The sequence below is a fragment of the uncultured Modestobacter sp. genome (assembly GCF_947486615.1).
Taxonomy (GTDB): domain Bacteria; phylum Actinomycetota; class Actinomycetes; order Mycobacteriales; family Geodermatophilaceae; genus Modestobacter.
The window spans coordinates 50,423-76,465 of the sequence record NZ_CANKUD010000015.1 but is presented as its reverse complement, the minus strand read 5'-3'; the positions used below and the strand labels follow the sequence as shown (position 1 = coordinate 76,465).

The window sequence follows — 26,043 nt, the reverse complement described above, 5'->3', positions numbered from 1 at the left end:
GGACGCCGACCCGCGCAGCCCGACGGACGGAGCAGCACGTGACCAGCAGCACCGACGCCCGACCCGCCCTCGACCAGGGACACTGGCAGCAGCGGCTGGACGAGCTCGCCGCCAAGCACGACGTGCCCGGGGCGAGCCTCGCCGTCCTGCGGCTGGGCGCGGACGGCGACGAGCTCGTCGAGGCCGCCACCGGCGTGCTCAACAAGTCGACCGGCGCCCCGGTCACCCCCGACTCCGTCTTCCAGATCGGCTCGATCACCAAGGTGTGGACGGCGACCCTGGTCCTGCAGCTGGTCGACGAGGGCAAGCTCGACCTCGACGCCCCGCTGGTCGAGGTGCTCCCGGACCTGCAGCTCGGCGACCCCGAGGTCACCCGTCAGGTCACCATGCGGCACCTGCTCAACCACACCAGCGGCATCGACGGCGACGTCTTCACCGACACCGGGCGCGGCGACGACGTGCTGGAGCGCTACGTGGCGGCGCTGGCCGACGTGGCGCAGAACCACCCGCTGGGCGCCACCTTCTCCTACTGCAACGCCGGCTTCACCCTGGCCGGCCGGGTGGTCGAGGTGCTCACCGGCCAGACCTGGGACGCCGCGCTGCGCGAACGGCTCGCCGAGCCGCTCGGGCTGACGCACACCTCGACGCTGCCGGAGGAGGCGATCCGGCACGGCGTGGCGGTCGGGCACATCAGCCCGGAGCCCGGGCAGGAGCAGCAGGTCGCCCCGGTCTGGATGCTGCCCCGCTCGCTGGGCCCGGCCGGGCTGGTCAACGCCACCTCCCGCGACGTCACCGCCTTCGCCCGGATGCACCTGTCGCAGGGCCGGGCCGCCGACGGCACCGCGGTGCTGTCGCCGGCCTCGACCGCGGCCATGCAGGAGCACTCCACCGACCTGCCCGACCGGTGGTCCCTCGGCGACTCGTGGGGCCTGGGCTGGATCCGGTTCGACTGGCAGGGCGAGCGGCTCTACGGCCACGACGGGACGACGTTCGGCCAGAACGCGTTCCTGCGGGTGCTCCCCGGTCAGGGCATCGCGGTCGCCCTGCTGACCAACGGCGGGCAGCCGCGGGACCTGTTCAACGACCTGTACAGCGAGGTCTTCGGCGAGCTGGCCGGCGTGCGGGTCGCCGAGCAGCTGGAGCCGCCGGCGGAGGCGCCGGAGGTGGAGATCAGCCGCTACGTGGGCACCTACGAGCGCAGCTCGATCACCACCGAGGTCTTCGAGCGCGACGGCGGCCTGGTCATGCGGGTCATCCCGACCGGGAAGATCGCCGAGGAGTCCGGCGCAAAGGTCGAAGAACTGGCGCTGCACCCGGTGGAGCAGGGGGTGTTCGCCACCCGGGCGCCGGAGTCGGAGACCTGGATGGCGGTGGTCTTCTACGCGCTCCCGAACGGCGCCGAGTACCTGCACTACGGGGTGCGGGCCAACCCCCGCACGGCCTGATGCCGGCACCGGTCGCCGACCTCGTCCTCACCGGGGCCCGGGTGATCGACCCGGAGACCGGCCTGGACGGGGTCCGTGCCGTCGGCATCACCGGCGGGACGATCACCTCGGTCGGTGAAGTCGCCCCGCCGGCCCGCGAGGTCTGGGACGTCACCGGGCAGGTGCTGGCACCGGGCTTCATCGACCTGCACAGCCACGCGCAGAACACCACCGGGCTGCGGCTGCAGGCGCTGGACGGCGTCACCACCGCGCTGGAGCTGGAGGCCGGCGTGCTGCCGGTGGCCGGCGCCTACGCCCGCGCGCAGGCCGAGGGCCGGCCGGTCAACTTCGGCTTCTCCGCCTCCTGGACCGACGCCCGGATGCACGTGCTGGACGGCGTGCCACTGGCCGCCGACGGCTCGCTGGACCTGTTCGCCACCCACCAGGGGCTGCCGAACTGGCGCGGCCCGGCGAGCGACCGGGACGTCGCCCGCGTCCTCGACCTGTTGGAGGGCGCGGTCGCCGACGGCGCGCTGGGCATCGGGGTGCTGGTCGGCTACGCCCCGGACAGCGGCCGGGCCGAGTACTTCCGGCTGGCCGGGCTCGCCGCCCGGCTCGGCGTGCCGACGTTCACCCACACCCGGTACATCTCCACCGCCGAGCCCGGCACTTCGCTGGAGGGTGCGCTGGAGGTGATCGCCGCCGCGGCCGGCACCGGTGCGCACATGCACATGTGCCACGTGAACAGCACCTCGACCCGGATGATCGACGAGGTCGCCGGTGCGATCGACACCGCCCGCGGGCGCGGCGTCCGGGTCAGCACCGAGGCTTACCCCTACGGCGCCGGGGCGACCGTGATCGGCGCGGCCTTCCTCGCCCCGGACGTGCTGTCCCGGCTGGGCATCGGCCCGCAGCAGCTGACCTACCTGCGCACCGGGGAGCGGGTCGCCGACGCCGCGCGGCTGGCCGAGCTGCGCGCCGAGGACCCGGGCGGTGACGTCGTGGTGCACTTCCTCGACGAGGAGGACCCGGCCGACCTGGCCGTGCTGGAACGCTCGTTCACCCTCCCCGACACCGCCATCGCCACCGACGCGATGCCCCTGGTCGCCTCCGGCGCGATGCCCCTGGTCGCCTCCGGCGCGACGCCCCTGGTCACCTCCGGCGGGCCGGCCGCCGGCAGGGGCCCGGATCCGGACGTCTGGCCGCCGGCGCCCGGGCTGCTCACCCATCCGCGCTCAGCCGGCTCCTACGCGCGCACGCTGCGCTGGCTGGTCCGGGAACGCGGCCTGCTGACCCTCACCGAGGCGCTGCGCCGCTCCTCGCTGCTGCCCGCGCAGCTCCTGGAGGGCGCCGTCCCGGCGATGCGGCGCAAGGGCCGGGTCCAGGTGGGCGCCGACGCCGACCTCGTCGTCCTCGACCCCGACACGGTCACCGACCGCGCCACCTACACCCGGGTCGCGCCGTCCACCGGGTTCCGGCACGTCCTCGTCGGCGGCACCCCGGTGGTCCGGGACGGCGAGCTGCAGCTGTCCGCGCTGCCCGGCCGACCGGTGCGCTCGGGTGACCGCTGAGCGCACCAGCCGGTCACGGAACGGCTGCGGTCGCGACCGGCAGGGCTGACCGGCGGCCGAGCGGGTAGACCCCGGTGATGCGTCGCCTCTCCGCCGTCCTGCTCGCCCTGCTCCCCCTGTCGCTCGCCACGGCCGGCTGCGTCGTGGTCGGCAGCGAGGGCTCGGCCGGGGGCACCGGGCCGGCTCCCCAGTCGGCGCCGGCCGCAGGTACCGCCGCCCCGGCGGAGGAGCAGATCGCCCGGGCCGTGTTCGACCGGGTCAATGCCGAGCGGGCCGAGCGCGGCCTCGAGCCGGTGGCGTGGAACGACGCGCTGGCCGGCGTCGCCCGGGACTGGAGCGCGGAGATGGCCGACACCGGGGAGTTCCGACACCAGGACATCCAGTCGGTGCTGCAGGGCGACGAGCTGTCCGGCTTCCGCGCGATGGGCGAGAACATCTTCCAGGCCACCGGCCCGGTGCCGGCGGGCACGATCCACACCGGCTGGATGCGGTCGGACGAGCACCGGGTCAACGTGCTCAACCCGGGGTGGGACCGGCTGGGCGTGGGGGTGTTCTGCGCCGCCGACGGCTCCGTCTGGGCCACCCAGGAGTTCGGCCGGACGGTCGACGGCGACCGGCCGGCGGTGGCGACCACCACTCCGCCGGTCGAGCCGATCGCCCGCCCGGACGAGGACGGCCCGACCTGCTGAGCGCCCGCACCGTGGGACTGCCCCGACGGCCTGCTCGTGCCGGTGCGGCATGAGCCGCACCGAGCGGCGGCCCTCCGTCCGGCGGGCCCTGGCCGACGCCCGGCAGCGCTACGTGCGCACCCGGGACCAGCTCCCCGGCCCGGTGCTGCGGTTCGGCCGGTGGGTGCGCGGCCCGGAGTTCTTCACCGTCGCCGCCAGCCTGGCCTTCTACGCGATGATCTCCATCCCGCCGATGGTGCTGATCGCCTTCTGGATCGCCGGGGCGTTCGTCGACGAGTCGACCCTGCAGGGGCTGAGCGACCAGGTCGACGGGCAGACCCCCGACCAGCTGCCGGTCGGCGACGTGCTCCGCGAGCTGGTCGACATCGCCGGCCAGGCCGGCCCGCTCGCCGTGGTGACCGCCGCCTGGCCGGCCACCGCCTACGGCGCTGCGCTGGCCCGCGCCTTCACCCAGGTGGCGCCCGAGTCGGAGCGGCAGATCCGCGGCTGGCGGGGCCGGTTGCTGGCCCTGGTGCTCATCGCGGTGCTGCCGCTCGTGGTGTTCTCCGCCCTCGCTGCGCTCTACGTCGTCCCCCGGTTCTTCGGCAGCGGTTGGGCGTTCACCGCGCTGCTGGGCCTGGGCACCTTCGTGCTGCTGACGCTGGTGATCGCGCTGGTCTACGCGCTGTTCCAGCTCCGGGACACCCGATGGCACGACGTCGCCCTCGGGGCACTGATCGCGGCCGGGCTGGTCGCGGTGACCACCGGCGGCTACCTGGTGTACCTCCGCTTCTTCGCCGACTTCTCCGACCGGTACGGCACCAGTTCGCTGGCCACCGCGGTGCTGCTGGGACTCTGGTTGCTGCTGGGCAACGCGGTGCTCCTGGTCGGGTACCGGTTGATGCTCCGCCGGGCCATCCGCCGCCAGGGCAAGGACCCCGACGCATCGGCGGCGGCCACCCCCCAGGTCGGCGGGCCGCGGTGAGCCGATCGGGGGTTGACCGGCACCACCGCCCGGGTAGCCGCAGCGTGATGATCGACGCCGCCGACCCGGTCTCCGTCCCCCGTGGACCGGGTGCCGTCCGCGCACCCGGACCGCCCCGTCCGGTCCGCCGCCGGGCCTTCCAGACCTCGGGTGCGGCACGTCACCCCCGGACCGGCCCGGGCAGCCGACCGAGGAGCGATCGATGAGGCTACGAGGCCGGACCGCCGACCGGACCCGGTTGCGGAAGGCCCCGCCCGCCCCCGATCCGGACAGCCAGGGCCCCGACGGTCGGCCGCTCGGGACCGGGGCCGCCGCCCCGCCGTCCCCCGCGCCCCCTCCGGTCTCCGCGCCCTCTCCGGCGCCCTCGCTCACCGCACGGCCGGACCGGCCGGCGTCCGGCGCCGTGCCCGGATGGGCGTTGCGGGTGATCGTCCTCGGCGGTGCGGCGGTCGTGCTGAGCACCGTCGTCTGGCTCGTCTTCTGGCTGCTGTTCCGGCTGCCGATGGTCACCTTCACACTGGCCGTCGCCGTGTTGCTGACCGCGCTGACCGCACCCATCGCCCGGCTGTTGCGGCGGGCCGGTGCCCCGCCGGCCCTCGCCGCGCTGACCGGCGTCCTGACCCTGCTCGCGGTGACCGGCGGGATCGTCTTCCTGGTCGGCTTCCGCGCCGCCGCCAGCCTGCAGGACCTGACCCGCCCGCTGGCCGCCGGGATCGACCGGATCCGGGTCTGGGCGATCGAGGGGCCGCTGGCGCTGGACCCGGAGCAGGTGGCCGACGTCCGCAACCAGATCGTCAGCCGCCTCTACGAGGCCACGCCCAGCCCCGGGGACGGCGCCCGGATGGGCGTGGTCGTGCTGGGGGCGATCGTGCTCGTCTTCTTCCTGGTGTTCTTCCTGCTCAAGGACGGCGACCGGATGTGGGCGTGGCTGCTCGAACGGGTGCCCGACCGCAACCGCTCCCGGGTGGACGGCGCCGGCCGGGCGGCCTGGAACGCACTGGCCGGGTACACCCGTGGTGTCGTGGTCGTGGCGCTGATCGACGCGATCGGCATCGGTGCGGCGCTGCTGCTGCTCGGCGTCCCACTGTGGCTGTCGCTGACCCTGCTGACCTTCCTGGGCGCCTTCGTGCCGATCGTCGGCGCCACCCTGAGCGGGGCGGTCGCCGTGCTGGTCACCCTGGTCACCAACGGCGTGACCGATGCGGTCATCGTGCTGGTCGTGGTGCTGGTCGTGCAGCAGGTGGAGGGCAACGTGCTGCAGCCGGTGATCATGGGCCGGGCGGTGCAGCTGCACCCGATCGTCATCCTGCTCGGCGTGACCGCCGGTGGGCTGGCCGCCGGGGTGCCCGGTGCCCTGCTGGCCGTGCCGATGCTGGCGGTGGGCTACCGGGTCGCGGAATTCCTGCGCACCCACCCGGCGCCCGCCGACGAACCCCCGGCTCGCACCGAGCCGGTTCCCGCGCAGCCGGCCTGAGCCGGCACGGTCCCAGCCGGCGTGGGCGTGGTCCGCGCGGGGATGGTCTGGCGGTCCTAGGTGTACTGACCAACCTCTCCGGTCAGTACACCTAGCCGGCGCGGGGATGGTCCGGCGCGGTCACAGCCGGCGTGGGGGTGGTCCGGCGCGGTGCCAGCCGGCGCGGGCGTCGTCCGACTGGGCCGGCTCGGGAGCGGCTGGGCGGAGGCGGGCTCAGTCCGCGGGCTGCTCCCCCCGCTGCACCCGGTCGGCCGCGACGGCGAGCTGCCCGGCGTGCTCGGTGAGGAAGGCGTCCGGGTCGTCCAGCAGCACCTCGGCCGCGATGCCGAAGTCACGCTCGAAGGAGCTGCGCTGCACGCGGGTGGCCACGCCGGACACCTGCACGGCGTCCCCGGTGGCCAGCTCCGCGACCGGGGTCGGCGAGATGACGGTCACCGTCACTCCCTCCCCGGTGGCCAGCCGGAAGGCGCTGCCGACCGCCGTCGTGGAGATCAGCCCGGTGACCTCGCCACCGAGCGACACGTCGTCCCCCGCGGCGAAGGTGGGGGTCGGCTCGGCCGGCGCGGTGGTCGTCGACGTCGTGGTGGCCGGCGCGGACGTCTCCCCCGCCGTCGGTGGGGCCGACGAGCGGGCGGCCTCGAGCTCGTCGACCCGCTCGCTCAGCGTCGCGACGTCGTCCCGCACGTCCTGGAGCTGCTCGGCGGTCACGCCACCGGGGTCCGCCTCGTCCTGTCCGCAGCCCGCGAGTCCGCCGACGCCGAGGACGGCCAGCACGGCTGCGGCCGCACGACGTCCCGTCGGTCGATCGGGGGCACTGCGCATGTCTGCTCCTCTGTCCTGCTCCGGTGCCCGGCAGGGCTCCACGACCCACCGGTCACCGCGCCCTACCCGGTCCGGCCGAGGTGTAGACCGCATCCGGTGGTCTGCCCGCGCAGGGTCAGGGCAGGTCCCGCCGCATGACCAGCCGGGGCATCCTGCTGGCCTTCGCCGCGGTGCTGCCGATCACCCGGAACCCCGCGCGCTCGAACATCGACCGGGTGCCGACGAAGGCCATGGTCAGGTCCATCCGTCCGGGTGGATCGACGGGGTGGGCCTCCACCGCCGGGGCACCGTGCTCCGCGGCGTAGGCGACCGCGCCCTCGATCAGGTGCCCGGTAACCCCCTGCCGGCGGTGGCCCGAGCGGACCACGACGCAGACGATGCTCCACACCGGCAGGTCGTCGACGGGCCGGATGAGACGGGAGCCGGCCAGCCGGGTGATCTCGGCGCGTGGACCGGTGTTGCACCAGCCCACCGGCTCGCCGTCCCGGTAGGTCACCACGCCGGGCGGGTGCTCGCGCTCGCACAACCGCCGCATGGCCTGCTCCCGGCTGCCGCCGCCGAGCTCGTCGATCTCGGCGCTGCTCAGCCGGTGGGACAGGCACCAGCAGTGGTTGGCCCGGCGGGTGCGGTTGACGACGTCGGCGAAGTCGTCGAACCGGTCCGGGGTCACCGGGTGCGTCTCCCACGTCATGGACGCACTCCACCACGAGGGACCGACAGTCCGGGCCGGGTGCTGCTCACGGCACCGTGTAGCCGGCCGGCCGGACCTCCAGGGTGCCGGTGGCCGGGTCCTCGGAGAACAGCAGGACACCGGACTGCCGGCTGCGCGGCGGGACGTAGTCGATCGTGGCCGTGGCCTCCTGCACCTCCTCGCCGTCCCGTTCGAGCACCCCGCTCACCTGCACCTGCTCGGCCGTCGTCCCGCCGTCGTTGCGCACCTCGAACGCCACCGACCACCCGCCGTCCACCTCCTCGGCCGTCGACGAGGTGACCGACAGGGCCGGGCCGCTGTCCCGGACGACCAGGGCCTGGTGCAGCAGGAAGCCGAGCACCAGCAGGACGACGACCGCGCCCAGCACGCCGAGCGCGTACTCGCCCCGGCTGGTCTCCCCCTCGGCGTCCCGGCCCGGCTCCCGGGCATCGCCCTCGCCCGCATCGTTGTGGCCGGCATCTGCCTCCGCGGCCGTCGCCTCGTCTGCCTGGTCGTCGCTCACGGTCCCTCGCTCCTCACCGTCTCCTGCTCACAGGATCAGCCGGGCGGCCGCGGCACCCAGGCTCGCCGGCAGCGCCAGCACCACGGACTCGGTCACCACCATCACCAGGCCGACGTCGTCGAACCGGCCGAAGGTCCACAGCAGGTACGCCGACAGCACCAGCGCGATCACGTAGCCCACCACGGTCAGCGTCAGGAAGGAGCGCAGCACGCCGCCGACGGCCGGCTCCTGGCCGCGGAAGCCCACCCAGTAGACGAAGCCGTGCATGAGCACCAGGCACAGCACGACCAGCGCGACCGGGTGCCACGGACCGAGCTCGGCGGCCAGCAGCACCACCTCCTCGGTGGGGGCGATGTTCGCGGCGAAGACGATCGCCCCGGCCGCCATCAGCAGCAGCTCGCCGCCATAGGTCGTCGTCCGCACCCGCCGACCGCCCATGCCCAGCTGGCTGCGGGCGAAGGAGGCACCGATCGCCGCCGGCAGCATCTCGATGGCGACGACCGACACGGCATCGCGCCAGCCGCGCAGCGGCTCGATCACCGAGAGCACCCCGAGCACCAGAGCGGCGGCGACCGCGGCCATCACGAACGCCACCCCGGCGTCGGCCAGCGACCCGCGCCAGCCGACCCCGGGCGAGCCGGAACCGAAGTGTTGGGACAGGAAGACGACGAGCAGCACCGTGGCCAGCACGAGGAGTGCGAGCCGGTACCGCGGGATCGCGACACCCAGCTGCCAGATCTCCATGGTCATCAGCAGCGGGAGGGAGAACAGCAGCGCGCCGCCGAACGCACGCCCGCTGCTCTGCGCGAGCTGGTGCCCGCCGGTCACCGCCGCCCCCACCCGTGCCGAACAGACCGCCGCGCGTCGTCCAGCCGGTCCGATGACCACGACCGGCCACCGTCCCGGGCGACGTCCGGGCGTGCGGTGATCATGATCCGGCCCTACCCGCGTCGACGCGGTTGACCCCTGGGGTCGCCACTCGCTCGTGCCGGGGCGGCAGCCGTTCCCGGCTCGCGGTCGCGGCCTCCGCAGTGCCACCATCGCGACCCCGGCGAGGGTCAGCCGCCGCACCCGGCGGGCAGGGCACTTCGTGCGCACGTCGGCCGCCAGGCCGCCGCGCTTCTCCACCCCGGCCCGGCGCAGGTCACCGACGGTCTCCACACCACCCGACGGGAGCCGCCCGACTGCGGGCGGTCACCATGGACCGCGTGGGACGGGTGGCGGTCATCGGGGACATCGGCGGGCACCTCCGGCAGCTCACCCGGGCCCTGGTCCGGCTCGGTGCCGACCCGGACACCCTCCGCCTGCCGCCCGACCTGCAGGTGGTGCAGGTCGGTGACCTCGTGCACCGCGGCCCGGACTCCCCCGGCGTGGTGGACCTGGTGGACCGGGCGCTGCACGAGCAGCCCGGGCAGTGGCACCAGCTGGTCGGCAACCACGAGGGCCAGTACGTCGACACCCCGGCCTTCGACTGGCCCGAGGTGCTCCCCGACGCCACCCAGCAGACGCTGCGCCGCTGGTGGGACACCGGCCGGATGCGGGTCGCCGCAGCACTCACCCTGGCCGATGGAGTGCAGGTGCTGGTCACGCACGCCGGGCTGACGTCCGGGCTGCACCGCCGGCTGGGCCGACCCGGCACCGCGGACGCCGCGGCGGCGGCGCTGGCCGCGCTCCGCGACGCAGACCCGGCGGCGCTGTGGCGGGCCGGCGCCATGCTCGGCGGCGGCGCCCCGGACCTCGCGGCCGGCCCGATGTGGGCCGAGGCCGGGACGGAACTGGCCGCCTCGTGGGTCGCGGCCGAGCCGTTGGGCGTGCCGATGCCGTTCACCCAGGTGCACGGCCACTCCAGCGTCGTCGGCTACGAGCGCGGCGAGCCGGTACTGCGCGCGCCCGAGCTGCGCGACCGCATCCAACTGCAGGCGGCCGACCGGCACGTCGCGGTCACCGCGGCGGGGGGCCTGCTGATCGGCGTCGACCCCGGCTTCGGCCGGACCGCGCACGCCCGCTGGGCGCCGTTGCTGTTCGCCGACGCGACCGTCACCGCCTAGCGATCAGCACATCGCTCCCACCACACGGCCCGCACGCCATGGCCACCACCTCATGGCCTCCATCCATGGCCCGCACCGCACAGTCGCTGGATGGGCTGCCGGTTACGACGCCCTGCTGTCCTCCGGCCCCCGGACAGGCCTCCGGCCCGGCACCCTGGGGGAACAGGGTGCCGGGCCGGAGGACGAGCGTCGCGACGTGCGGGGTCTCGCCGCCCGCCACCGGTCCGAGGTCAGGGAACCGGTGGTGAGGTCAGCGGAGACCCCGCGACGACGTCAGCTGCAGCCGCTGGTGGAGCCGCAGCCCTCGCAGACGTAGCAGCTGCCGGCGGGGCGCATCTTCGTCCCGCAGGTCATGCACAGCGGGGCGTCGGTGGCGGTGCCGGTGACCAGCTCGAGCAGCTCGGCCGAGGAGTGCGCCTCCTTGACCGACTTCGGGCCGGCCGGGGTGACCTTCTCCTCCACCTTGGCGGTCTCGATCGGCGCGGAGCCGCGCAGCTGCTCCAGGTCGACGTCGTCCTCCTCGGTGACCGTGGGGGTCGAGGCGGTGGTGCTGCCGTAGGAGCCGGACACCTGCGCCGCGCGCTCCTCGGCGGAGAAGATGCCCAGGTTGGCCCGGGTCTCCACCGGCAGGTGGTCCAGCGCCAGGCGACGGAAGATGTAGTCCATCACCGACTGGGCGATCCGGATGTCCGGGTCGTCGGTCATGCCGGCCGGCTCGAACCGCATGTTGGTGAACTTCTGGATGTAGGTCTCCAGCGGCACCCCGTGCTGCAGGGCCAGCGAGATCCCGATCGAGAAGGCGTCCATCACACCGGCCAGGGTCGAGCCCTGCTTGCCCAGCTTCAGGAAGACCTCGCCGAGGCTGCCGTCCTCGTACATGCCGGCGGTCATGTAGCCCTCGGCGCCGGCGACGCTGAAGGACGTGGTGACGCTGGTCCGCTTCTTCGGCAGGCGCTTGCGCACCGGGTGCGACAGGGCGGTGGCGGCCGGGGCGGTCTCCTCGACGGCGACCTCGGCCTTCGTGCCGTCGTTCTTGCCCTTGCCGCCGGACAGCGGCTGGCCGACCTTGCAGTTGTCGCGGTAGATGGCCAGGGCCTTGATGCCCATCTTCCAGCCCTGGAAGTAGATGTCCGCGACCTCCTCGACGGTCGCCGACTCCGGCATGTTGACCGTCTTGCTGATCGCGCCGGAGATGAACGGCTGCACCGCGGCCATCATCCGGACGTGGCCCATCGGGGAGATGGAGCGCTCGCCCATCGCGCAGTCGAACACCTCGTAGTGCTCGGGGCGCAGGCTCGGGGCGTCGACGACGTGCCCGTGCTCGGCGATGTACTCGACGATCGCCTCGACCTGCTCCTCCTGGTAGCCCAGGCTCTTCAGCGCCCGCGGGACCGTCTGGTTGACGATCTGCATGGAGCCGCCGCCGACCAGCTTCTTGAACTTGACCAGCGAGAAGTCCGGCTCGATGCCGGTCGTGTCGCAGTCCATCATGAAGCCGATGGTGCCGGTGGGGGCCAGCACCGAGGCCTGCGCGTTGCGCCAGCCGTTCTCGGTGCCGATGGCCAGGCAGTCCTGCCACTGCTGGGTGGCGACCTTGAGCACGTCGGCGTCGTCGGCGCCGACCGGGCGGATGGCGTCGTTGGCCGCGGCGTGCTTGCGCATGACCCGGGCGTGGGCGTCGGCGTTGCGGGCGTAGCCGTCGTAGGCGCCGACGACACCGGCCAGCTCGGCAGAGCGCCGGTAGGCGGTGCCGGTCATCAGCGAGGTGATGGCCGCGGCCAGGGTCTGGCCGCCCCGGGAGTCGTAGGCGTGGCCGGTGGCCATCAGCATCGCGCCGAGGTTGGCGTAGCCGATGCCCAGCTGCCGGTAGGCCCGGGTGGTCTCACCGATCGGGGCGGTCGGGAAGTCGGCGAAGCAGATGGAGATGTCCATCGCGGTGATGATCAGCTCGACGGCCTTGACGAAGTTCTTCGCGTCGAACGTGCCGTCGTCCTTGAGGAACTTCATGAGGTTCAGCGACGCCAGGTTGCACGAGCTGTTGTCCAGGCTCATGTACTCCGAGCAGGGGTTGGACGCGTTGATCCGCCCGGTCTCGGGGTTGGTGTGCCAGTCGTTGATCGTGTCGTCGTACTGGATGCCCGGGTCGGCGCACTCCCAGGCGGCCTTGGTGACCTTGCCGAACAGCTCGCGGGCGTCGACGGTCTCGATGACCCGGTTGTCCTCGCGGGCACGCAGCCCGAACTCGGTGCCGTTCTCGACCGCGCGCATGAACTCGTCGTTCACCCGGACGGAGTTGTTGGCGTTCTGGTACTGGACGCTGGTGATGTCCTTGCCGCCCAGGTCCATGTCGTACCCGGCGTCCCGCAGCGCGCGGATCTTGTCCTCCTCGCGCGCCTTGGTCTCGATGAACTCCTCGATGTCGGGGTGGTCGATGTCGAGGACGACCATCTTCGCCGCGCGGCGGGTGGCACCACCGGACTTGATGGTGCCGGCGGAGGCGTCGGCGCCGCGCATGAAGGAGACCGGGCCCGATGCGGTGCCACCGGAGGAGAGCAGCTCCTTGGAGGAGCGGATGCGGGAGAGGTTCAGGCCGGCGCCGGAACCGCCCTTGAAGATCAGGCCCTCTTCCCGGTACCAGTTCAGGATCGAGTCCATCGTGTCGTCGACGGCGAGGATGAAGCAGGCGCTGACCTGCTGCGGCGACGCGGTGCCCACGTTGAACCAGACGGGCGAGTTGAAGCTGAACACCTGGTGCAGCAGCATCCAGGTCAGCTCGTGCTCGAAGACCTCGGCGTCGGCCTCGCTGGCGAAGTAGTCGTGCTCGCGGCCGGCCGCGCCGTAGGTCAGCACCACGCGGTCGATGAGCTGACGCAGGCTGGTCTCGCGCTGCGGGCTGCCGACCGCGCCCCGGAAGTACTTGGTGGTGACGATGTTGGTGGCGTTGATGCTCCACTCGGCCGGGAACTCGACCCCGCGCTGCTCGAAGTTGATCGAGCCGTCCCGCCAGTTGGTCATGACGACGTCGCGGCGCTCCCACACGACGTCGTCGTAGGGGTGCACACCGGCGGTGGTGAACACGCGCTTCACCTTCAGCCCCTTGCCCCGGGTGGGGGCCTTGGCGGCGGTGCGGCGGTTGCGGCTGGTGGCGACGCGGTCGGCTGTCTCGGTCAAGGCGTGCTCCCCTGGAAGGCGTTCGGGTGTGCGGATGGTGTCTGCGACGTCGGCGGGAGCCGGTGGTCGGGCTGCTGCCGGCGAGGGCGTCAGCGGGACGGGGCGGGCTCGGCGTCGTCGCCGGGCGGGGCCCCGTCACCGGGATCGGTGGACTCCGGGTCAGTGGAGTCGGGGCGGCCGGTGGCCCCGTAGCGGAGCCGCCGGAGCTCGGCGATCTCCTTCTCGAAATCGGCCGCGGAGCTGAAGGAGCGGTAGACGCTGGCGAACCGGAGGTAGGCCACCTCGTCGAGGTAGCGGAGCGGGCCCAGGATGGCCAGGCCCACCTCGTTGCTCGGGACCTCGGCGGAGCCCGTGGCACGTACGGCGTCCTCCACCTTGGCGGCGAGGACGGCCAGCTGGGCCTCGTCGACGGGCCGGCCCTGGCAGGCCCGGCGCACCCCGGCGATGACCTTGTTGCGGTCGAAGGGCTCGCTGACGCCGCTGCGCTTGACGACGGCGAGCACCGGCTCCTCCACGGTCGTGAACCGGCGACCGCAGACCGGGCAGGACCGACGGCGACGGGTGGTCGCCCCCTCGTCGGTCTCCCGCGAGTCGACGACCCGACTGTCAGGGCTGTGGCAGAACGGACAGCGCACCGGGCACCTCCTCGATCGGCGGGTCGCGAGAGCGACCGTCCGACGCTCCCTGTGGACCGACCGGGGGACATCCGGTGGATGTCCTGGGGCTGACCTGGGGAAGCGCCTGTGGATGGGAACTACATCTCTGTCACACAAGATGTTGGGGTCAGGTTAGCTCCCGACCCCTACAGGTATGCAACCCCGGGGCGGCGTGTCGTCTTCCTCCGTCGCGCCCGCCCCGTCCGCACCAGGCGTGCGACCTGCCGACAGAGACCTCCGGGGGCACTGCCGGGCAGGTCAGGGCAGCTGCAGCTCCGCACCGGGCAGCAGGCCGACGCTGTCGAGTCCGTTGAGCTCGACGATCGCGTCGACCACCGCCCGCGGGTCCTCTTCCGGCGCCACCTCCCGGGCGATGGACCACAACGAGTCGCCCGGCTGCACGACGACGGTCGAGGAGCCGGCGAGCCGGAGCCCGCCGTCCTGGTCGCCGACCTCGACCACGACCACGGTGGCCGCCGCGATGCACAGGCCGATGGCGACCGAGAGCCCGGCGACCACGCGCCGACCGCGCTCGGTCAGCCGCAGGGGCGCCGGAGCGCGGTCGTGTGCCGGGACCGCCCCGGATCGCCGGACAGCGGTGCCGAACTGCGTGCTGCCACACCCTCCCCGGACCGGACGCGGCGCGGCGGCGGCGTCCGCACGCACCGGCCGGCCACCAGGCCGGACCGGGTCACGACGGGCGATGGCCGGCGCGACGGACTGCGCCCCCCGGACCGCGACGGCGGCACGCGCAGGTGCCGGACGGACCGGGCCCGGCCGGACCGGCCCCGGGCGGGACGGCGCCTGGTGGGAGGCGGTGAGGCTGCGCTGCGGGCTGACCATCGGGGACGCTCCTGCTGTCTGACTGTGCCGGACGGGACGACGACCGAGGACCAGGCCGTCCGGGCTCCGCCACGCGGCGAGACCCGAACTCGAACGCCTGTTCGATTCGAACGTCTGTGCGATGTCTACCGCACGGCAGTGACAGATCCACCCTCGACACCGGATTTCTTCGAACACCTGTTTGAACTATACCGGTGCAACCCGCTACGGTGCACCTGTCGATCGACACGGGGACGGCCCCACCCGGCCACCGGCTCAGCGGCCGGTCCCCCGCTCGACAGGCACCCGGAGACGCTGCCCCGGCAGCCGGACGAGGAGGACACATGGCGGCCGACGGCCCGACAGCAGACGGCGGCGCGAGCTCCCCCCGGCGCAAGCGCGCCACGGAGGACACCGGCGCCGCAGGTGGGGTCGCGGCGGTCCGCGAGTTCCCCGACCGCGGAGAGGCCGGCGACGGCCTCACCCAGCGGCAGCGCCGGGTGCTCGAGGTCATCCGCGACTCCATCGAGCGGCGCGGCTACCCGCCCTCGGTCCGGGAGATCGGCGAGGCCGTCGGCCTGTCCTCGGCTTCCTCGGTGGCCCACCAGCTGTCGGTCCTGCAGCGCAAGGGCTGGCTGCGCCGCGACCCGAACCGCCCGCGCGCCCTCGACGTCCGGCTGCCCGGTGAGAGCAGCGGCGCACCCACCCCCGACCCGGCCGCGCTGGCCGGCGCCGGGGCGGCCAGCGGCCTGGACGAGGCTTCCGCCCCCCGCCCCACCTACGTGCCGCTGGTCGGCCGGATCGCCGCCGGTGGTCCGGTGCTGGCCGAGCAGGCCGTGGAGGACGTGTTCCCCCTGCCGAAGGAGCTGGTCGGCGAGGGCACCCTGTTCATGCTCAAGGTGGCCGGTGACTCGATGGTGGACGCGGCGATCTGCGACGGCGACTGGGTCGTCGTCCGCCAGCAGCCCACCGCGGAGAACGGGGAGATCGTCGCCGCCATGATCGACGGCGAGGCGACGGTGAAGACCTACAAGCGCCGCGACGGCCACGTGTGGCTGCTCCCGCACAACGACGCCTACGAACCGATCCCCGGTGACGACGCCACGGTGCTGGGCCGGGTCGTCACGGTGCTGCGCCGGGTCTGATCCACGTCCGGGGCCGGGCTCCTCGACCACGAGGCGGCCCGGCTCCACCCGGCGCACCCGCAGGACGGAGGGCGCCGAAGAACCGGAGTGCGCCGTAGGAACGAAGTGCGCCGCAAAGCCCTCAGGCGGCCGTGCGACGCCGCAGCATGCCGCCGAGCCACACCAGGACCGTGGCGGCGCCGGCCGCGATCAGACCGGCGGTCAGCGGGGCGACCCGGCGGGTGTCCCCGCCGGACCCCGCAGCCACCTCGGTCGGCGCGCCGGCCGGCGCGACCGCCAGGTCCCCGGTCGCCGGGACGAGGGTGACCACCGAGGGCAGCCCCTCGCTCGCGACCAGCAGGTCACGGTCGTTGGCCGCGAAGGCGATCGCCTCGCCCTGCGGCGCCTCCGGCAGCGGCACCCGGACCGGGGTGCCACCCAGTGCGCCGGCCACGTCGGAGCCGGACAGCGACCAGACGTAGGCGTCGGTGTACGTGCGCAGCGCGATCCGCTGCCCGTCGGCGGAGACCGCTCCCCCGGTCACGAGCAACTGGCCGGCCCGACCGACCGGGCCACCCGGGGTGCCGGTCAGCGTGAAGCCCAGGCCGAGCACCCGGCTCATCGGGACGGTCGCGCCGTCGGCGAGCGGTGCGTCGGGCCGGTAGACCGAGCTGGCTCCGAGCACCTCCTTGGTGACCAGGTACGGCGTGCCGTCCGGGGCCATCAGCAGTGCCTCGGCGTCGTGCGGACCGTCGGGGTAGGTGAGCCGGGTCAGCGTGCTGCTGCCGTCGGGGCGGATGCCGATCAGCGCCACGGTGGCCCGCTCACCGGCGTTGTCCCCGATGTCGGCCAGCCAGAGGGTGCCGTCCGCGCCGAGGGCGAGGTCCTCGGGGTCGTAGGGGTCGACGGCCGCAGTGCGCACCTCGGCGACCGCGCAGTCCCCGCCGAGCACGAACACCTCGGCCTGGTCACCCCCGTCGTTCATCGCGAGCATCGTGTCGCCGGCGCTGGCCAGGCCGGAGAGCTCCGGCAGCCGTGGGTCGGTGATCTCGCAGCGGGTGCTGGCCGCGCCGTAGGGAGCGGCGTCCTCGGCCGCGGCCGGGCCGACCGGCAGGACGGCCACCAGCACACCGAGCGGCGCGCAGGCCAGCAGCCCGGAGGACCGCACGCGGCGGCCGGTCCGGCTACGGCTGCGTTCGGCCTGCCCTGGCACGGACCCAGCGTGACACCGTGACCGCGTCCAGCGCATGAACCACGCCCAACAGCAGCAGCCCGACGGCCAGGCCGACGACCGCATCGGTGACCCAGTGGAAGTCCAGCGCCACCATGGCCACTCCTGTCACCAGCGGCCCCACGATGCTGAGCAGCCAGACCGCCCGCTGCACCGGCGCCGGCAGGGAGAACTGCACCACCTGCCAGCGGGCCACACCCCACATCAGCACCGCGTTGGCCACGTGGCCGGAGGGGTAGCTGGCCCCGTCCCGGTGGAAGAAGGAGCCGGGGTACGCCGGCGCCGTGCGGCCGGTGCCCCACTTGAACGAGTAGACGACCGTGGTCAGCAGCACCAGCGCCATGGCCACCCGGACCAGCGGCACCAGCGTCCGCCGGCGGATGGCCAGCCAGCCGACCAGACCGGCCAGCACGATGAGGATGAACCCGCGCCCACCGGCCTGGGTGAAGACCCAGACCGGCCAGTAGGCGTCGGAGTTCCGCAGGTCCCAGTCGCTGACCACCTCGGAGACCCGCAGGTCCATCCGTTCCAGCCAGCCGCGACTGAGCAGGTCGACCGTGACCGCGACGGTCACCAGGGCGGCGAGCACCAGGGCCCACCAGGGCGGACGGCCGATGCCGATCCCCGGGGGCTGCGGCGCGGGGCTCGCCGCCGTGGACGACTGGTCCACCGCTCCCCTGGTCACTGCGTCACGGTACCGGGGCCGTGACCTCCCCGTGATCCGCCGGGCCGTCCCGCGGCCCCGCTGCCGCGTCCCGCCCCGGGCCTGCGGGCGGGGGGCAGCGGGGTCGTCGGTCAGACGCCGGCGACGGGAGCGGCGAAGCCCTCGAGCTGCGCGGCCAGCCCGGCGTCCACCCGGGCGGTCAGCCGGGTGCCCTCGGGCTCGTGCCGCTCCTCCAGCACCTCGCCGTCCCGGTGCACCCGGGCGACCAGGTCACCCCGGTCGTAGGGCACGAGCACGTCGACGTCGATCTGCGGGTGCGGCAGCCGCTGGGCGACCACGTCGCGCAGCGCCTCGATGCCCTCGCCGGTCCGGGCCGAGACCCACGACGCACCGGGCAGCGCCTGGCGCAGCGCGAGCACGTCGTCCTCGCTCATCGCGTCGATCTTGTTGACCACGATGAGCTCGGGCACCGAGCGGGCGTCGATCTCCTGGAGCACGACGTGCACCGCGTCGATCTGGCCCAGCGGGTCGGGGTCGGAGCCGTCGACCACGTGCAGCAGCAGGTCGGCCGCGGCCACCTCCTCCAGCGTGGAGCGGAAGGCGTCGACCAGCTGGTGCGGCAGGTGGCGCACGAAGCCGACGGTGTCGGTCATCGTGAACTCCCGGCCGTCCGCGGTCTGCGCTCGCCGGACCGTCGGGTCCAGGGTGGCGAACAGCGCGTCCTGCACCAGCACCCCGGCGTCGGTGAGCTGGTTGAGCAGGCTGGACTTCCCGGCGTTGGTGTAGCCGGCGATCGCGACGCTGGGCGTGGCGTTGCGGTCGCGGGAGTTGCGCTGCGTCGTCCGGGCGGTCGCCATGCCGGCGATCTCCTTGCGCAGCTTGCTCACCCGGGACCGGATCCGGCGCCGGTCGGTCTCGATCTTCGTCTCACCCGGGCCACGGGTACCGATCCCGCCACCGCCGGCAACCCGACCGCCGGCCTGCCGGCTCAGCGACTCACCCCAGCCGCGCAGCCGCGGCAGCATGTACTGCATCTGCGCCAGCTCGACCTGGGCCTTGCCCTCCCGGCTGGTGGCGTGCTGGGCGAAGATGTCCAGGATCAGCGCGGTCCGGTCGACGACCTTGACCTTGAGGATCTTCTCCAGCTGGTTGAGCTGACCGGGGGCGAGCTCTCCGTCGCAGATCACGGTGTCGGCACCGGTGGCGGCGACGACGTCCCGGAGCTCGGCGGCCTTGCCCGAGCCCACGTAGGTGGCCGGGTCGGGCTTGTCGCGGCGCTGCATGAGCGCCTCGAGCACCTGGGAACCGGCCGTCTCGGCCAGCGCCGCCAGCTCGGCCAGCGAACGCTGCGCGTCGGCCGCGGTGCCCTCGGTCCAGACACCGACCAGGACGACGCGCTCCAGACGCAGCTGCCGGTACTCGACCTCGGTGACGTCGGTGAGCTCGGTGGAGAGCCCGGCGACGCGCCGCAGGGCGCCGCGCTCCTCCTTGACGTAGGACCCGGTGGTGTCGTCGGGGGCGTCCCACTGGCCGGCCGGCGCGGGCCGGGTGCCGGCGGCGCGGGCGCGCGCGGCCTTGTCCACCCGGGCCTCGGCCTCGTCGAGGACTGAGCGGTTCTGGGCTGTCGTCATCGGGTCCAGCGTGACATGCCTCTCCGCAGAGGGCGACTGACTTGGAGTGCGAGCTGTTGTCATCGCCGGGTACAACGCATCAGGAGTCCGGGTGCATCCCGAGGTAGACCGCCCACTTCTCGCCGTCCGGGTCGGCGGGGAGCCGGGCGTACTCGTCGAGCAGCCCGTACAGCCGGCGGCGGAACTCGGCCAGGTCCGCTGCCCCCAGCCGGAGCCCCAGCCGGCTGCTGTCCAGCCGCTGCTCCCCCACGGCCGCGACCTCGGCCAGGAAGGCGCCCAGTATCGGGTCCCGGGCGGGGGCCGGCCGGCCGTCGAGGTCCATCAGCCAGCTCTTGCCGGTGGCCCGGTAGGGCACCTCCCGCGCGCCGCGGGTGCCGCGCCGCACGCCCTCGGCGTCCAGGAAGCCGGTGTCCACCAGCGTGCGCACGTGGTGCAGCACGCTCGCCGGGTTGCGGCCCAGCCGCTCGGCGATCTCCTTGTTGGTCAGCGCCTCGTCCAGGCACAGCCGCAGGATCCGGATCCGGACGGCGGAGGCCAGCGCCCGCGCCTCGGCGTCCGTGGCCGGACGGCGCTCCCCGGAGATGCGCCCGACGGGCTCGGACGAGGGCGGCTCGGTCATCCCGGCCAGCCTAGGACGACGCGCCGCCCGACTGATTGACTTCTCCCGATCGGTGGCGGGAGGCTCGCCCGGTGACCACCGACCGGAGCCTGCTGCGGCACCGCGACTTCCGCCAGCTCTGGGCCGCCGAGACCGTCAGCCAGGTCGGCACCCAGGTCACCCTGCTGGCCCTCCCGGTGCTGGCGGTGTCGCTGCTGGACGCGACGCCGTTGGAGATGGGCTTCCTCACCGCGCTGGAGACGGCGGCCTTCCTGCTCATCGGGCTGCCGGCCGGCGCCTGGGTGGACCGCTGGCGGCGCAAGCGGGTGCTGGTCACCGCCGACCTGGCGCGCGCGGCGCTGCTGGCGACCCTGCCGGTCGCCTACCTGCTCGACGTGCTCAGCCTGGGGCAGCTGTTCGTCGTCGCCGCGCTCACCGGCGCCGCGACGGTCTTCTTCGACGTGGCCTACCAGAGCTACCTGCCCGCACTGGTCGACCGGGACCAGCTCGTCGACGGCAACGGCAAGCTCGAGGCCAGCCGCGCGGTCGCCCAGGTCGCCGGCCCGGGTGTCACCGGCGTGCTGCTGCGGGTGATGGGGGCCCCGTTCCTGATCGCCCTGGACGCGGCGTCCTTCCTGCTGTCGGCCTTCTTCCTCGGCCGCATCGAGCAGCCCGACGTCGTCCCCGACCGGGCCGGCCGGCGGTCGCTGCGCGCCGAGATCGCCGAGGGCCTGTCGTTCGTCGTCCGGCAGCCACTGCTGCGCCGGATCGTGGCCTGCACCGGCACCTCGAACCTGTTCTCCGCCGTCACCACCACGCTGCTGGTGCTCTACGCGCTGCGCGAGCTCGACCTGTCGGAGAGCACGCTGGGCCTGGTCTTCTCCGCCGGCGCGGTGGGCGGCCTGGTCGGCGCGGCGACCGCGGCCCGGTTCGCCCGGCGGGTCGGCGAGGGCCGGGCGATCCCGCTGTCGGTGCTGGTGATGCTGCCGTTCACCGCACTCACCCCGCTCGCCGCCACCGGCGCCCCGCTGGTGCTGCTCACGCTGGGCCAGCTGGGCTTCAGCTGGGCGGTCGTGGTCTACAACGTCACCCAGGTGAGCTTCCGGCAGCGGCTCTGCCCGCCGGCCCTACTGGGCCGGATGAACGCCTCGGTGCGCTTCCTGGTCTACGGCACCATGCCGCTGGGCGGCCTGATCGGCGGGGTGCTCGGCACCTGGGTCGGTGTGCTGCCGACGCTGTGGATCGCCGTCGCCGGGCAGGTGCTCGCGGCCGGCTGGGTGGTGTTCAGCCCCCTGCTCCACCTGCACGACCTGCCCGACGGCCTCGACGACCCGGCCCCCGCCGCACCCGGGGCGGTGGACGCGACCTCGCTGCCCGAGGCCCGCACCCCCACGGCCGGCACGGACCCCGAGCGGGCCGGCTGAACCGGCCGCCCGGTTGACCGGCCGGGCGCCGGGTAGGGCGGCGGGACCAGACCCACCGCTCGAGAGGACGACGATGACCAGCCCTGAGCAGGAGATCGACGACCCCGGCCGCGACCCCGCCGGCCTGGACCCGCCGCGCAACATCTTCGGCGGCGCCGACCAGGACACCGGCCGCGGCGCCCCCCGGGGCACCGGGAACGTGGGCCCCGGCGACAAGCCCGAGGCCCCGACCGATGCCCCCGAGACCCGCGCGGACGAGCCCGACCGGCCCTGACCGGGGTCAGCCGGCGAGCCACTCCGGGGTGAGCACGCCGGTGGCGACGACGACGGCCGGGCCGGAGAGCACGGTCGTCGTCCCATCGAACTCCACCGACAGCCGGCCGCCCGGGACGTCCACCGCGACGGTCCCGGCGGTCCGGCCACCGGCCGCCAGCGCCGCGGAGGCGGCCGCGCAGGCGCCGGTGCCGCAGGACCGGGTCTCCCCCACCCCGCGCTCGTAGACCCGCAGCCGCACGTGCGCGCACGCCCCGGCCGGTGCGTCCTCGGCGGCCAGCACGTTGACCACCTCGACGTTGACCCCGTCGGGGAACACCGCCGGGTCGACGCCGGGCAGCACGGACAGGTCGAGCGCGTCGATCTCGACGTCGGTGAGGCAGACCAGGTGCGGGTTGCCCATCGACACGCCCACGCCCGGGAACGACCGGCCGGCGATCTGCGCAGCACTGGGCCCCAGCGGCCGCGCCGGGCCCATGTCGACCCAGTAGCCACCCTCGGGGCGCGCGCCCACCCGCCGCGGGCCACCCCGGGTGCCGACCAGGATCCCGGCCTCGGCGGCCGACCGGTCCAGCAGCCCCTCGGCCAGCAGGACGTGCAGGAACAGCCGGATCCCGTTGCCGCACATCTCCGCGTGCGAGCCGTCGGCGTTGCGGTGGTCCATGAACCACTCGCACTGCGCCAGCGCCTCGCCCAGCACGGACGGGGCGTCGGGCACCAGCCGGCTCGGGACGACGCGCAGCACGCCGTCGCCACCCAGCCCGGCCCGGCGGTCGCAGAGCCGGCGGACCAGCTCGGCGTCCAGCCGGGTCTCCGGCCACACCGAGCCGTCGGGGTCGGGCAGGACGACGAAGTCGTTCTCCGTGCCGTGTCCCAGGAGGACCCGCGGGCCGCCGTCGCTGTCGATCACGACTCGATCCTACGGTCGGCGACCAGGGCCCCGACCGCCTCGACCAGGTCGGGGCGACCGGCGTCGAACCAGCTGGTCGCGGCGTCCCGGCGGAACCAGGAGCGCTGCCGCCGGACGAACCGCCGGGTGGTGGTGACCGTGCGCTCCCGCGCCTCCTCGGCCGACAGCTGCCCGTCGAACTGCTGGAGCACCTGCGCGTAGCCCAGCGCCCGGGACGCGGTGGGCCCCTCACGCAGACCGTCGGCGGCCAGCGCCGCCACCTCCTCGACGAACCCGGCGGCCCACATGACGTCGACCCGGCGGGCCACCCGCTCGTCCAGCTCCTCCGGCGCGCGGTCCAGCCCGACGGTCACCGCCGGGTAGTGCGCGGTGGGCTCGGGCAGCCGGGCGGTGAAGGGCTGCCCGGTCAGCTCGATCACCTCCAGCGCCCGGACCACCCGGCGTCCGTTGCTGGGCAGGATCGCCGCCGCGGCGGCCGGGTCGAGCCCGGCGAGCCGGGCGTGCAGCGCCGCCGCGCCCTCGGTGGAGAGCTCGTCGGTCAGCCGGGCCCGGACGGCCGGGTCGGTGCCCGGGAAGTCCAGCTCGTCCAGCACGGCGCGCACGTACAGCCCCGAGCCGCCGACCAGCAGCGGGACGACGCCGGCGGCGCGCAGCCGGTCGACCTCCGTGCGGGCCCGCTGCCGGTACTCGGCCACCGAGGCGGGCTCCCGCACGTGCCACAGGTCGAGCAGGTGGTGCGGCACGCCGTCCCGTTCGGCCACGGTGGGCTTTGCGGTGCCGATGTCCATGCCGCGGTACAGCTGCATCGAGTCGGCGTTGACCACCTCCGCGCCGACGCCGCGGCCGGCCAGCCGGTGCGCCAGCGCCACGGCGAGCGCGGTCTTCCCGGTGGCGGTGGGTCCGACGACCGCCACCACCGGCGGCCCGCTGCTCACCGCACCCGCCAGGTGGCGACCGGGTACGCCACGCCGAACGGCGCGTCGTCGTGCCGGAGCGCAGCGGTGGGCTCCACGCCCGTCAGCGCCGCCCCCACCGCCCGCCAGACGGGGACGCCCGCCGCCAGCAGCCGCTCACCGGCGGTCGGGTCCAGCGCGGCGAGGGCGGCCGGGTCGCCGGAAGCGAGCGCGGCGGTGACCGCGGCGTCGAACGGTGCTGCGGCCGGGTCGAGACCACCGGGGGCCTTCTCACCGCGGCGCGCCGAGCCGTCGCCCATGGCCAGCACCCCGATCGGGCCGGGCACGTCGGCCAGCGCGGCTGCGAGGTCGTCCGGACCGACGCCGAGCCGGGCACCGGTGTGCCCGGCGCGGTCCAGCAGCCAGGCCCCGATCAGGTGCGCCAGGGGCAGGCGGTGCCCTCCGGGGCGCACCCGCCCGGCGAAGGGCACCTCCAGGTCGACGCCGAAGCCGCGCAGGTCACCGGCGTCCCCGGGGCCGAACCGCACGCCCCCGGCGCCGTCCCCGACGACCAGCACGACGTCCGGCTCGTCGGCCAGCAGCGTCTGCACCGCACCCAGGACGGCGGCTCGCAGCACCGACAGCGCGTACCCCGGCGCACCGGCCACCGCGGGCAGCAGCAGCGGCGTCTGCGGGCAGAAGGCAACCGTCACCGGACGAAGAGGTCTCACGCCAGGGAGTGTCGCGGATGCATCGTGGGAGACTGCTGCCGTGTCGAGCACGGAGAACACCGGAGACCGGACGCAGCAGCCCGCCACCGCCCCCGAGGAGGCGGTCCTCGAGGCCACCCCGGTGGACGAGGGACCGCTGGCGGCGACGCCGGACGGCGCCGTCCCGGCGGCCGAGACCGAGCAGCCCGCCGTTCCCGAACAGGCCCCCGGAGGTGAGCAGGACGGCGCCGAGCCGCCCGTGGCCCCCGCCGCGTCGACGGAGGGCACCGAACCGCCGTCGCCCACCGGGACCGAGTCGCCGGCCGTGACCCCGGAGGCCGGGACCCCGGCAGCCGAGGCCCCGGCCGAGGCGCAGCTCGCCGACCCGACCACCGACACGGCGTCCGCCCCCGCGGCCGAGGCGCAGGTCGCCGCCCCGGCAGCGCCCGCCGGGCCCGCCGACGTCCCCAGCGTCGTCCCGGCCGTGCCGACCTCCGACCCCACCGCCTGGGGCCGGGTCGACGACGACGGCACCGTGTACGTGCGCACCGCCACCGGCGAGCGCTCGGTCGGCTCCTGGCAGGCCGGGTCCCCGGCCGATGGCCTGGCCCACTACGGCCGCCGGTTCGACGACCTGGCCACCGAGGTCGCCCTGCTCGAGGCGCGGCTGGCCGCGCACACCGGCAACCCCGGTGAGATCCGCACCAAGGCCCAGGAGCTGGCCGACACGATCCCGCTGGCCCAGGCCGTGGGCGACCTGGACAGCCTGTCCGCCCGCGCCCGGGCGATGGTGAGCATGGCCGACACCGCGGTGGCGGCCAACCGCGCCGAGAAGGCCGCCCAGCGGGCCGGGCAGATCCAGCGCAAGGAGGCCCTCGCCGCCGAGGCCGAGCAGATCGCCGCCGAGTCCACCCAGTGGAAGGCGGCCGGCGACCGGCTCAAGGCGATCGTCGAGGAGTGGAAGACGATCAAGGGCATCGACCGCAAGACCGACGAGGCGCTGTGGCAGCGCTTCGCGGCCGCGCGGGACGCCTTCGGCCGCCGTCGCGGGGCGCACTTCGCCGAGCTGGACAAGCAGCGCGGGGAGTCCCGGGCGGCCAAGCAGGAGCTGATCGCCGAGGCCGAGCGGCTGTCCAGCTCGACCGAGTGGGGCCCCACCAGCGCGGCGATGCGCGGGCTGATGGACCGCTGGAAGGCCGTGCCCCGGGTCGGCCGGGACACCGACGACGACCTGTGGAAGAAGTTCCGCGCCGCCCAGGACGTCTTCTTCGCCGCCCGCACCGCCAACGACCAGGCGCGCAGCAGCGACGAGCTGGCCAACCAGAAGGCCAAGGAGGAGCTGCTCGCCGAGGCCGAGAAGCTCGACCCGGCCAACAAGGGCAACCAGAACGCGCTGCGCAAGATCCAGGAGCGCTACGACGCCATCGGGCACGTGCCCCGCGGCGCCATGCGCGACCTGGAGGACCGGATGCGGACCGTGGAGGAGAAGTTCCGCGGCGCCGCCGAGTCCTCCCGCCCGCGGGTGCAGCCGGAGAACCCGCTGCTCACCTCGATGCGGGCCGCGGTCACCAAGGCCGAGGACCAGCTGGCGAAGGCGCAGGCCGCCGGCAACGCCAAGCGGATCAGCGAGGCCGAGGCCAACCTCACCACCCGCCGGGAGTGGCTGGCCGAGGCGGAGAAGTCCGCCGGCCGCCGCTGACGCACTGACGACGACGGGCCCCCGACCAGCT

Annotated in this window: 24 protein-coding genes; 10 read left to right on the top strand and 14 right to left on the bottom strand. The window is 74.5% G+C overall.

Annotated elements, in window-relative coordinates:
• Nucleotides 1-38 precede the first annotated feature (38 nt).
• From Q1A09_RS20935 to Q1A09_RS20915, 5 genes are all read left to right on the top strand, one after another.
• Entirely contained in the window at nucleotides 39-1,445 is a 1,407-nt protein-coding gene (locus Q1A09_RS20935; protein WP_299959724.1) for a serine hydrolase, read from the top strand.
• On the top strand, nucleotides 1,445-2,995 hold the full coding sequence (locus Q1A09_RS20930) for an amidohydrolase family protein (protein WP_299959721.1): 1,551 nt from the start codon (nucleotides 1,445-1,447) through the stop codon (nucleotides 2,993-2,995). The genes Q1A09_RS20935 and Q1A09_RS20930 overlap by 1 nt, the downstream gene beginning before the upstream one ends.
• Nucleotides 2,996-3,072: 77 nt before the next feature.
• Nucleotides 3,073-3,684 carry a CAP domain-containing protein gene (locus tag Q1A09_RS20925; protein WP_299959718.1) on the top strand — a complete coding sequence of 204 codons (612 nt, stop codon included), beginning with the start codon at nucleotides 3,073-3,075 and terminating at the stop codon, nucleotides 3,682-3,684.
• A 49-nt stretch (nucleotides 3,685-3,733) separates the two neighbouring features.
• A complete protein-coding gene (locus Q1A09_RS20920; protein WP_299959715.1) occupies nucleotides 3,734-4,648 on the top strand; it encodes a YihY/virulence factor BrkB family protein in 915 nt (304 codons plus the stop codon).
• A 403-nt stretch (nucleotides 4,649-5,051) separates the two neighbouring features.
• Nucleotides 5,052-6,122 carry an AI-2E family transporter gene (locus Q1A09_RS20915; protein WP_299959712.1) on the top strand — a complete coding sequence of 357 codons (1,071 nt, stop codon included), beginning with the start codon at nucleotides 5,052-5,054 and terminating at the stop codon, nucleotides 6,120-6,122.
• A gap of 213 nt (nucleotides 6,123-6,335) precedes the next feature.
• Here the strand turns inward: Q1A09_RS20915 and Q1A09_RS20910 are convergent, their stop codons facing one another.
• The 4 genes from Q1A09_RS20910 to Q1A09_RS20895 form a co-directional block, all read right to left on the bottom strand.
• On the bottom strand, nucleotides 6,336-6,944 hold the full coding sequence (locus Q1A09_RS20910; protein WP_299959710.1) for a hypothetical protein: 609 nt from the start codon (nucleotides 6,942-6,944) through the stop codon (nucleotides 6,336-6,338).
• 115 nt (nucleotides 6,945-7,059) lie between these two features.
• The gene (locus Q1A09_RS20905) at nucleotides 7,060-7,635 is read right to left on the bottom strand and encodes a GNAT family N-acetyltransferase (protein ID WP_299959707.1); all 576 of its coding nucleotides are present in this window, start codon (nucleotides 7,633-7,635) and stop codon (nucleotides 7,060-7,062) included.
• Between the two features lie 46 nt (nucleotides 7,636-7,681).
• Entirely contained in the window at nucleotides 7,682-8,158 is a 477-nt protein-coding gene (locus tag Q1A09_RS20900; protein WP_299959704.1) for a hypothetical protein, read from the bottom strand.
• Between the two features lie 27 nt (nucleotides 8,159-8,185).
• Nucleotides 8,186-8,986: a TIGR02587 family membrane protein gene (locus Q1A09_RS20895; RefSeq protein ID WP_299959701.1), complete on the bottom strand. Its 801-nt coding sequence runs from the start codon at nucleotides 8,984-8,986 to the stop codon at nucleotides 8,186-8,188.
• A 380-nt stretch (nucleotides 8,987-9,366) separates the two neighbouring features.
• Between Q1A09_RS20895 and Q1A09_RS20890 the strand changes: the two genes are divergently transcribed.
• A complete protein-coding gene (locus Q1A09_RS20890) occupies nucleotides 9,367-10,206 on the top strand; it encodes a metallophosphoesterase (RefSeq protein ID WP_299959699.1) in 840 nt (279 codons plus the stop codon).
• Nucleotides 10,207-10,479: 273 nt separating this feature from the next.
• Here the strand turns inward: Q1A09_RS20890 and Q1A09_RS20885 are convergent, their stop codons facing one another.
• The 3 genes from Q1A09_RS20885 to Q1A09_RS20875 all read right to left on the bottom strand — a co-directional run bounded on the left by Q1A09_RS20885 (nucleotide 10,480) and on the right by Q1A09_RS20875 (nucleotide 14,552).
• Nucleotides 10,480-13,377, bottom strand: coding sequence for a vitamin B12-dependent ribonucleotide reductase (locus tag Q1A09_RS20885; RefSeq protein WP_299959696.1), 2,898 nt, complete (start codon nucleotides 13,375-13,377; stop codon nucleotides 10,480-10,482).
• 89 nt (nucleotides 13,378-13,466) lie between these two features.
• Nucleotides 13,467-14,012 carry a transcriptional regulator NrdR gene (gene nrdR / locus Q1A09_RS20880; protein ID WP_299959693.1) on the bottom strand — a complete coding sequence of 182 codons (546 nt, stop codon included), beginning with the start codon at nucleotides 14,010-14,012 and terminating at the stop codon, nucleotides 13,467-13,469.
• Nucleotides 14,013-14,291: 279 nt separating this feature from the next.
• Nucleotides 14,292-14,552 carry a LysM peptidoglycan-binding domain-containing protein gene (locus tag Q1A09_RS20875; RefSeq protein ID WP_299959690.1) on the bottom strand — a complete coding sequence of 87 codons (261 nt, stop codon included), beginning with the start codon at nucleotides 14,550-14,552 and terminating at the stop codon, nucleotides 14,292-14,294.
• Between the two features lie 647 nt (nucleotides 14,553-15,199).
• On the opposite strand from Q1A09_RS20875, the gene lexA reads away from it, so the two are divergent.
• Entirely contained in the window at nucleotides 15,200-16,000 is an 801-nt protein-coding gene (gene lexA / locus Q1A09_RS20870; protein WP_299959687.1) for a transcriptional repressor LexA, read from the top strand.
• A gap of 121 nt (nucleotides 16,001-16,121) precedes the next feature.
• On the opposite strand, the gene Q1A09_RS20865 is transcribed toward lexA, so the two are convergent.
• The 4 genes from Q1A09_RS20865 to Q1A09_RS20850 all read right to left on the bottom strand — a co-directional run bounded on the left by Q1A09_RS20865 (nucleotide 16,122) and on the right by Q1A09_RS20850 (nucleotide 20,124).
• Nucleotides 16,122-17,147 (bottom strand): hypothetical protein, encoded by a 1,026-nt coding sequence (locus tag Q1A09_RS20865; RefSeq protein ID WP_299959684.1) that lies wholly within the window; start codon nucleotides 17,145-17,147, stop codon nucleotides 16,122-16,124.
• A gap of 16 nt (nucleotides 17,148-17,163) precedes the next feature.
• Nucleotides 17,164-17,895: a phosphatase PAP2 family protein gene (locus tag Q1A09_RS20860; protein WP_299959681.1), complete on the bottom strand. Its 732-nt coding sequence runs from the start codon at nucleotides 17,893-17,895 to the stop codon at nucleotides 17,164-17,166.
• A gap of 110 nt (nucleotides 17,896-18,005) precedes the next feature.
• On the bottom strand, nucleotides 18,006-19,505 hold the full coding sequence (gene hflX / locus Q1A09_RS20855) for a GTPase HflX (protein WP_299959679.1): 1,500 nt from the start codon (nucleotides 19,503-19,505) through the stop codon (nucleotides 18,006-18,008).
• A 79-nt stretch (nucleotides 19,506-19,584) separates the two neighbouring features.
• Entirely contained in the window at nucleotides 19,585-20,124 is a 540-nt protein-coding gene (locus Q1A09_RS20850) for a transcriptional regulator (protein WP_299959677.1), read from the bottom strand.
• A gap of 71 nt (nucleotides 20,125-20,195) precedes the next feature.
• On the opposite strand from Q1A09_RS20850, the gene Q1A09_RS20845 reads away from it, so the two are divergent.
• Together Q1A09_RS20845 and Q1A09_RS20840 are read left to right on the top strand one after the other, a co-directional pair.
• Nucleotides 20,196-21,527 (top strand): MFS transporter, encoded by a 1,332-nt coding sequence (locus tag Q1A09_RS20845; RefSeq protein WP_299959674.1) that lies wholly within the window; start codon nucleotides 20,196-20,198, stop codon nucleotides 21,525-21,527.
• 73 nt (nucleotides 21,528-21,600) lie between these two features.
• Nucleotides 21,601-21,801: a hypothetical protein gene (locus tag Q1A09_RS20840; RefSeq protein WP_299959671.1), complete on the top strand. Its 201-nt coding sequence runs from the start codon at nucleotides 21,601-21,603 to the stop codon at nucleotides 21,799-21,801.
• 6 nt (nucleotides 21,802-21,807) lie between these two features.
• Here Q1A09_RS20840 and dapF read toward each other — a convergent pair whose 3' ends face one another.
• The 3 genes from dapF to Q1A09_RS20825 are packed head-to-tail and all read right to left on the bottom strand — an operon-like array spanning nucleotide 21,808 to nucleotide 24,316.
• On the bottom strand, nucleotides 21,808-22,710 hold the full coding sequence (gene dapF / locus Q1A09_RS20835; protein ID WP_299959668.1) for a diaminopimelate epimerase: 903 nt from the start codon (nucleotides 22,708-22,710) through the stop codon (nucleotides 21,808-21,810).
• Nucleotides 22,707-23,645, bottom strand: coding sequence for a tRNA (adenosine(37)-N6)-dimethylallyltransferase MiaA (gene miaA, locus Q1A09_RS20830; RefSeq protein ID WP_299959666.1), 939 nt, complete (start codon nucleotides 23,643-23,645; stop codon nucleotides 22,707-22,709). Before miaA ends, dapF begins: the two co-directional genes overlap by 4 nt.
• A complete protein-coding gene (locus Q1A09_RS20825; protein WP_299959665.1) occupies nucleotides 23,642-24,316 on the bottom strand; it encodes a hypothetical protein in 675 nt (224 codons plus the stop codon). Before Q1A09_RS20825 ends, miaA begins: the two co-directional genes overlap by 4 nt.
• A 58-nt stretch (nucleotides 24,317-24,374) precedes the next feature.
• Here Q1A09_RS20825 and Q1A09_RS20820 point away from each other — a divergent pair, with 58 nt between their 5' ends.
• On the top strand, nucleotides 24,375-26,012 hold the full coding sequence (locus Q1A09_RS20820; RefSeq protein ID WP_299959663.1) for a DUF349 domain-containing protein: 1,638 nt from the start codon (nucleotides 24,375-24,377) through the stop codon (nucleotides 26,010-26,012).
• Nucleotides 26,013-26,043 lie beyond the last annotated feature (31 nt).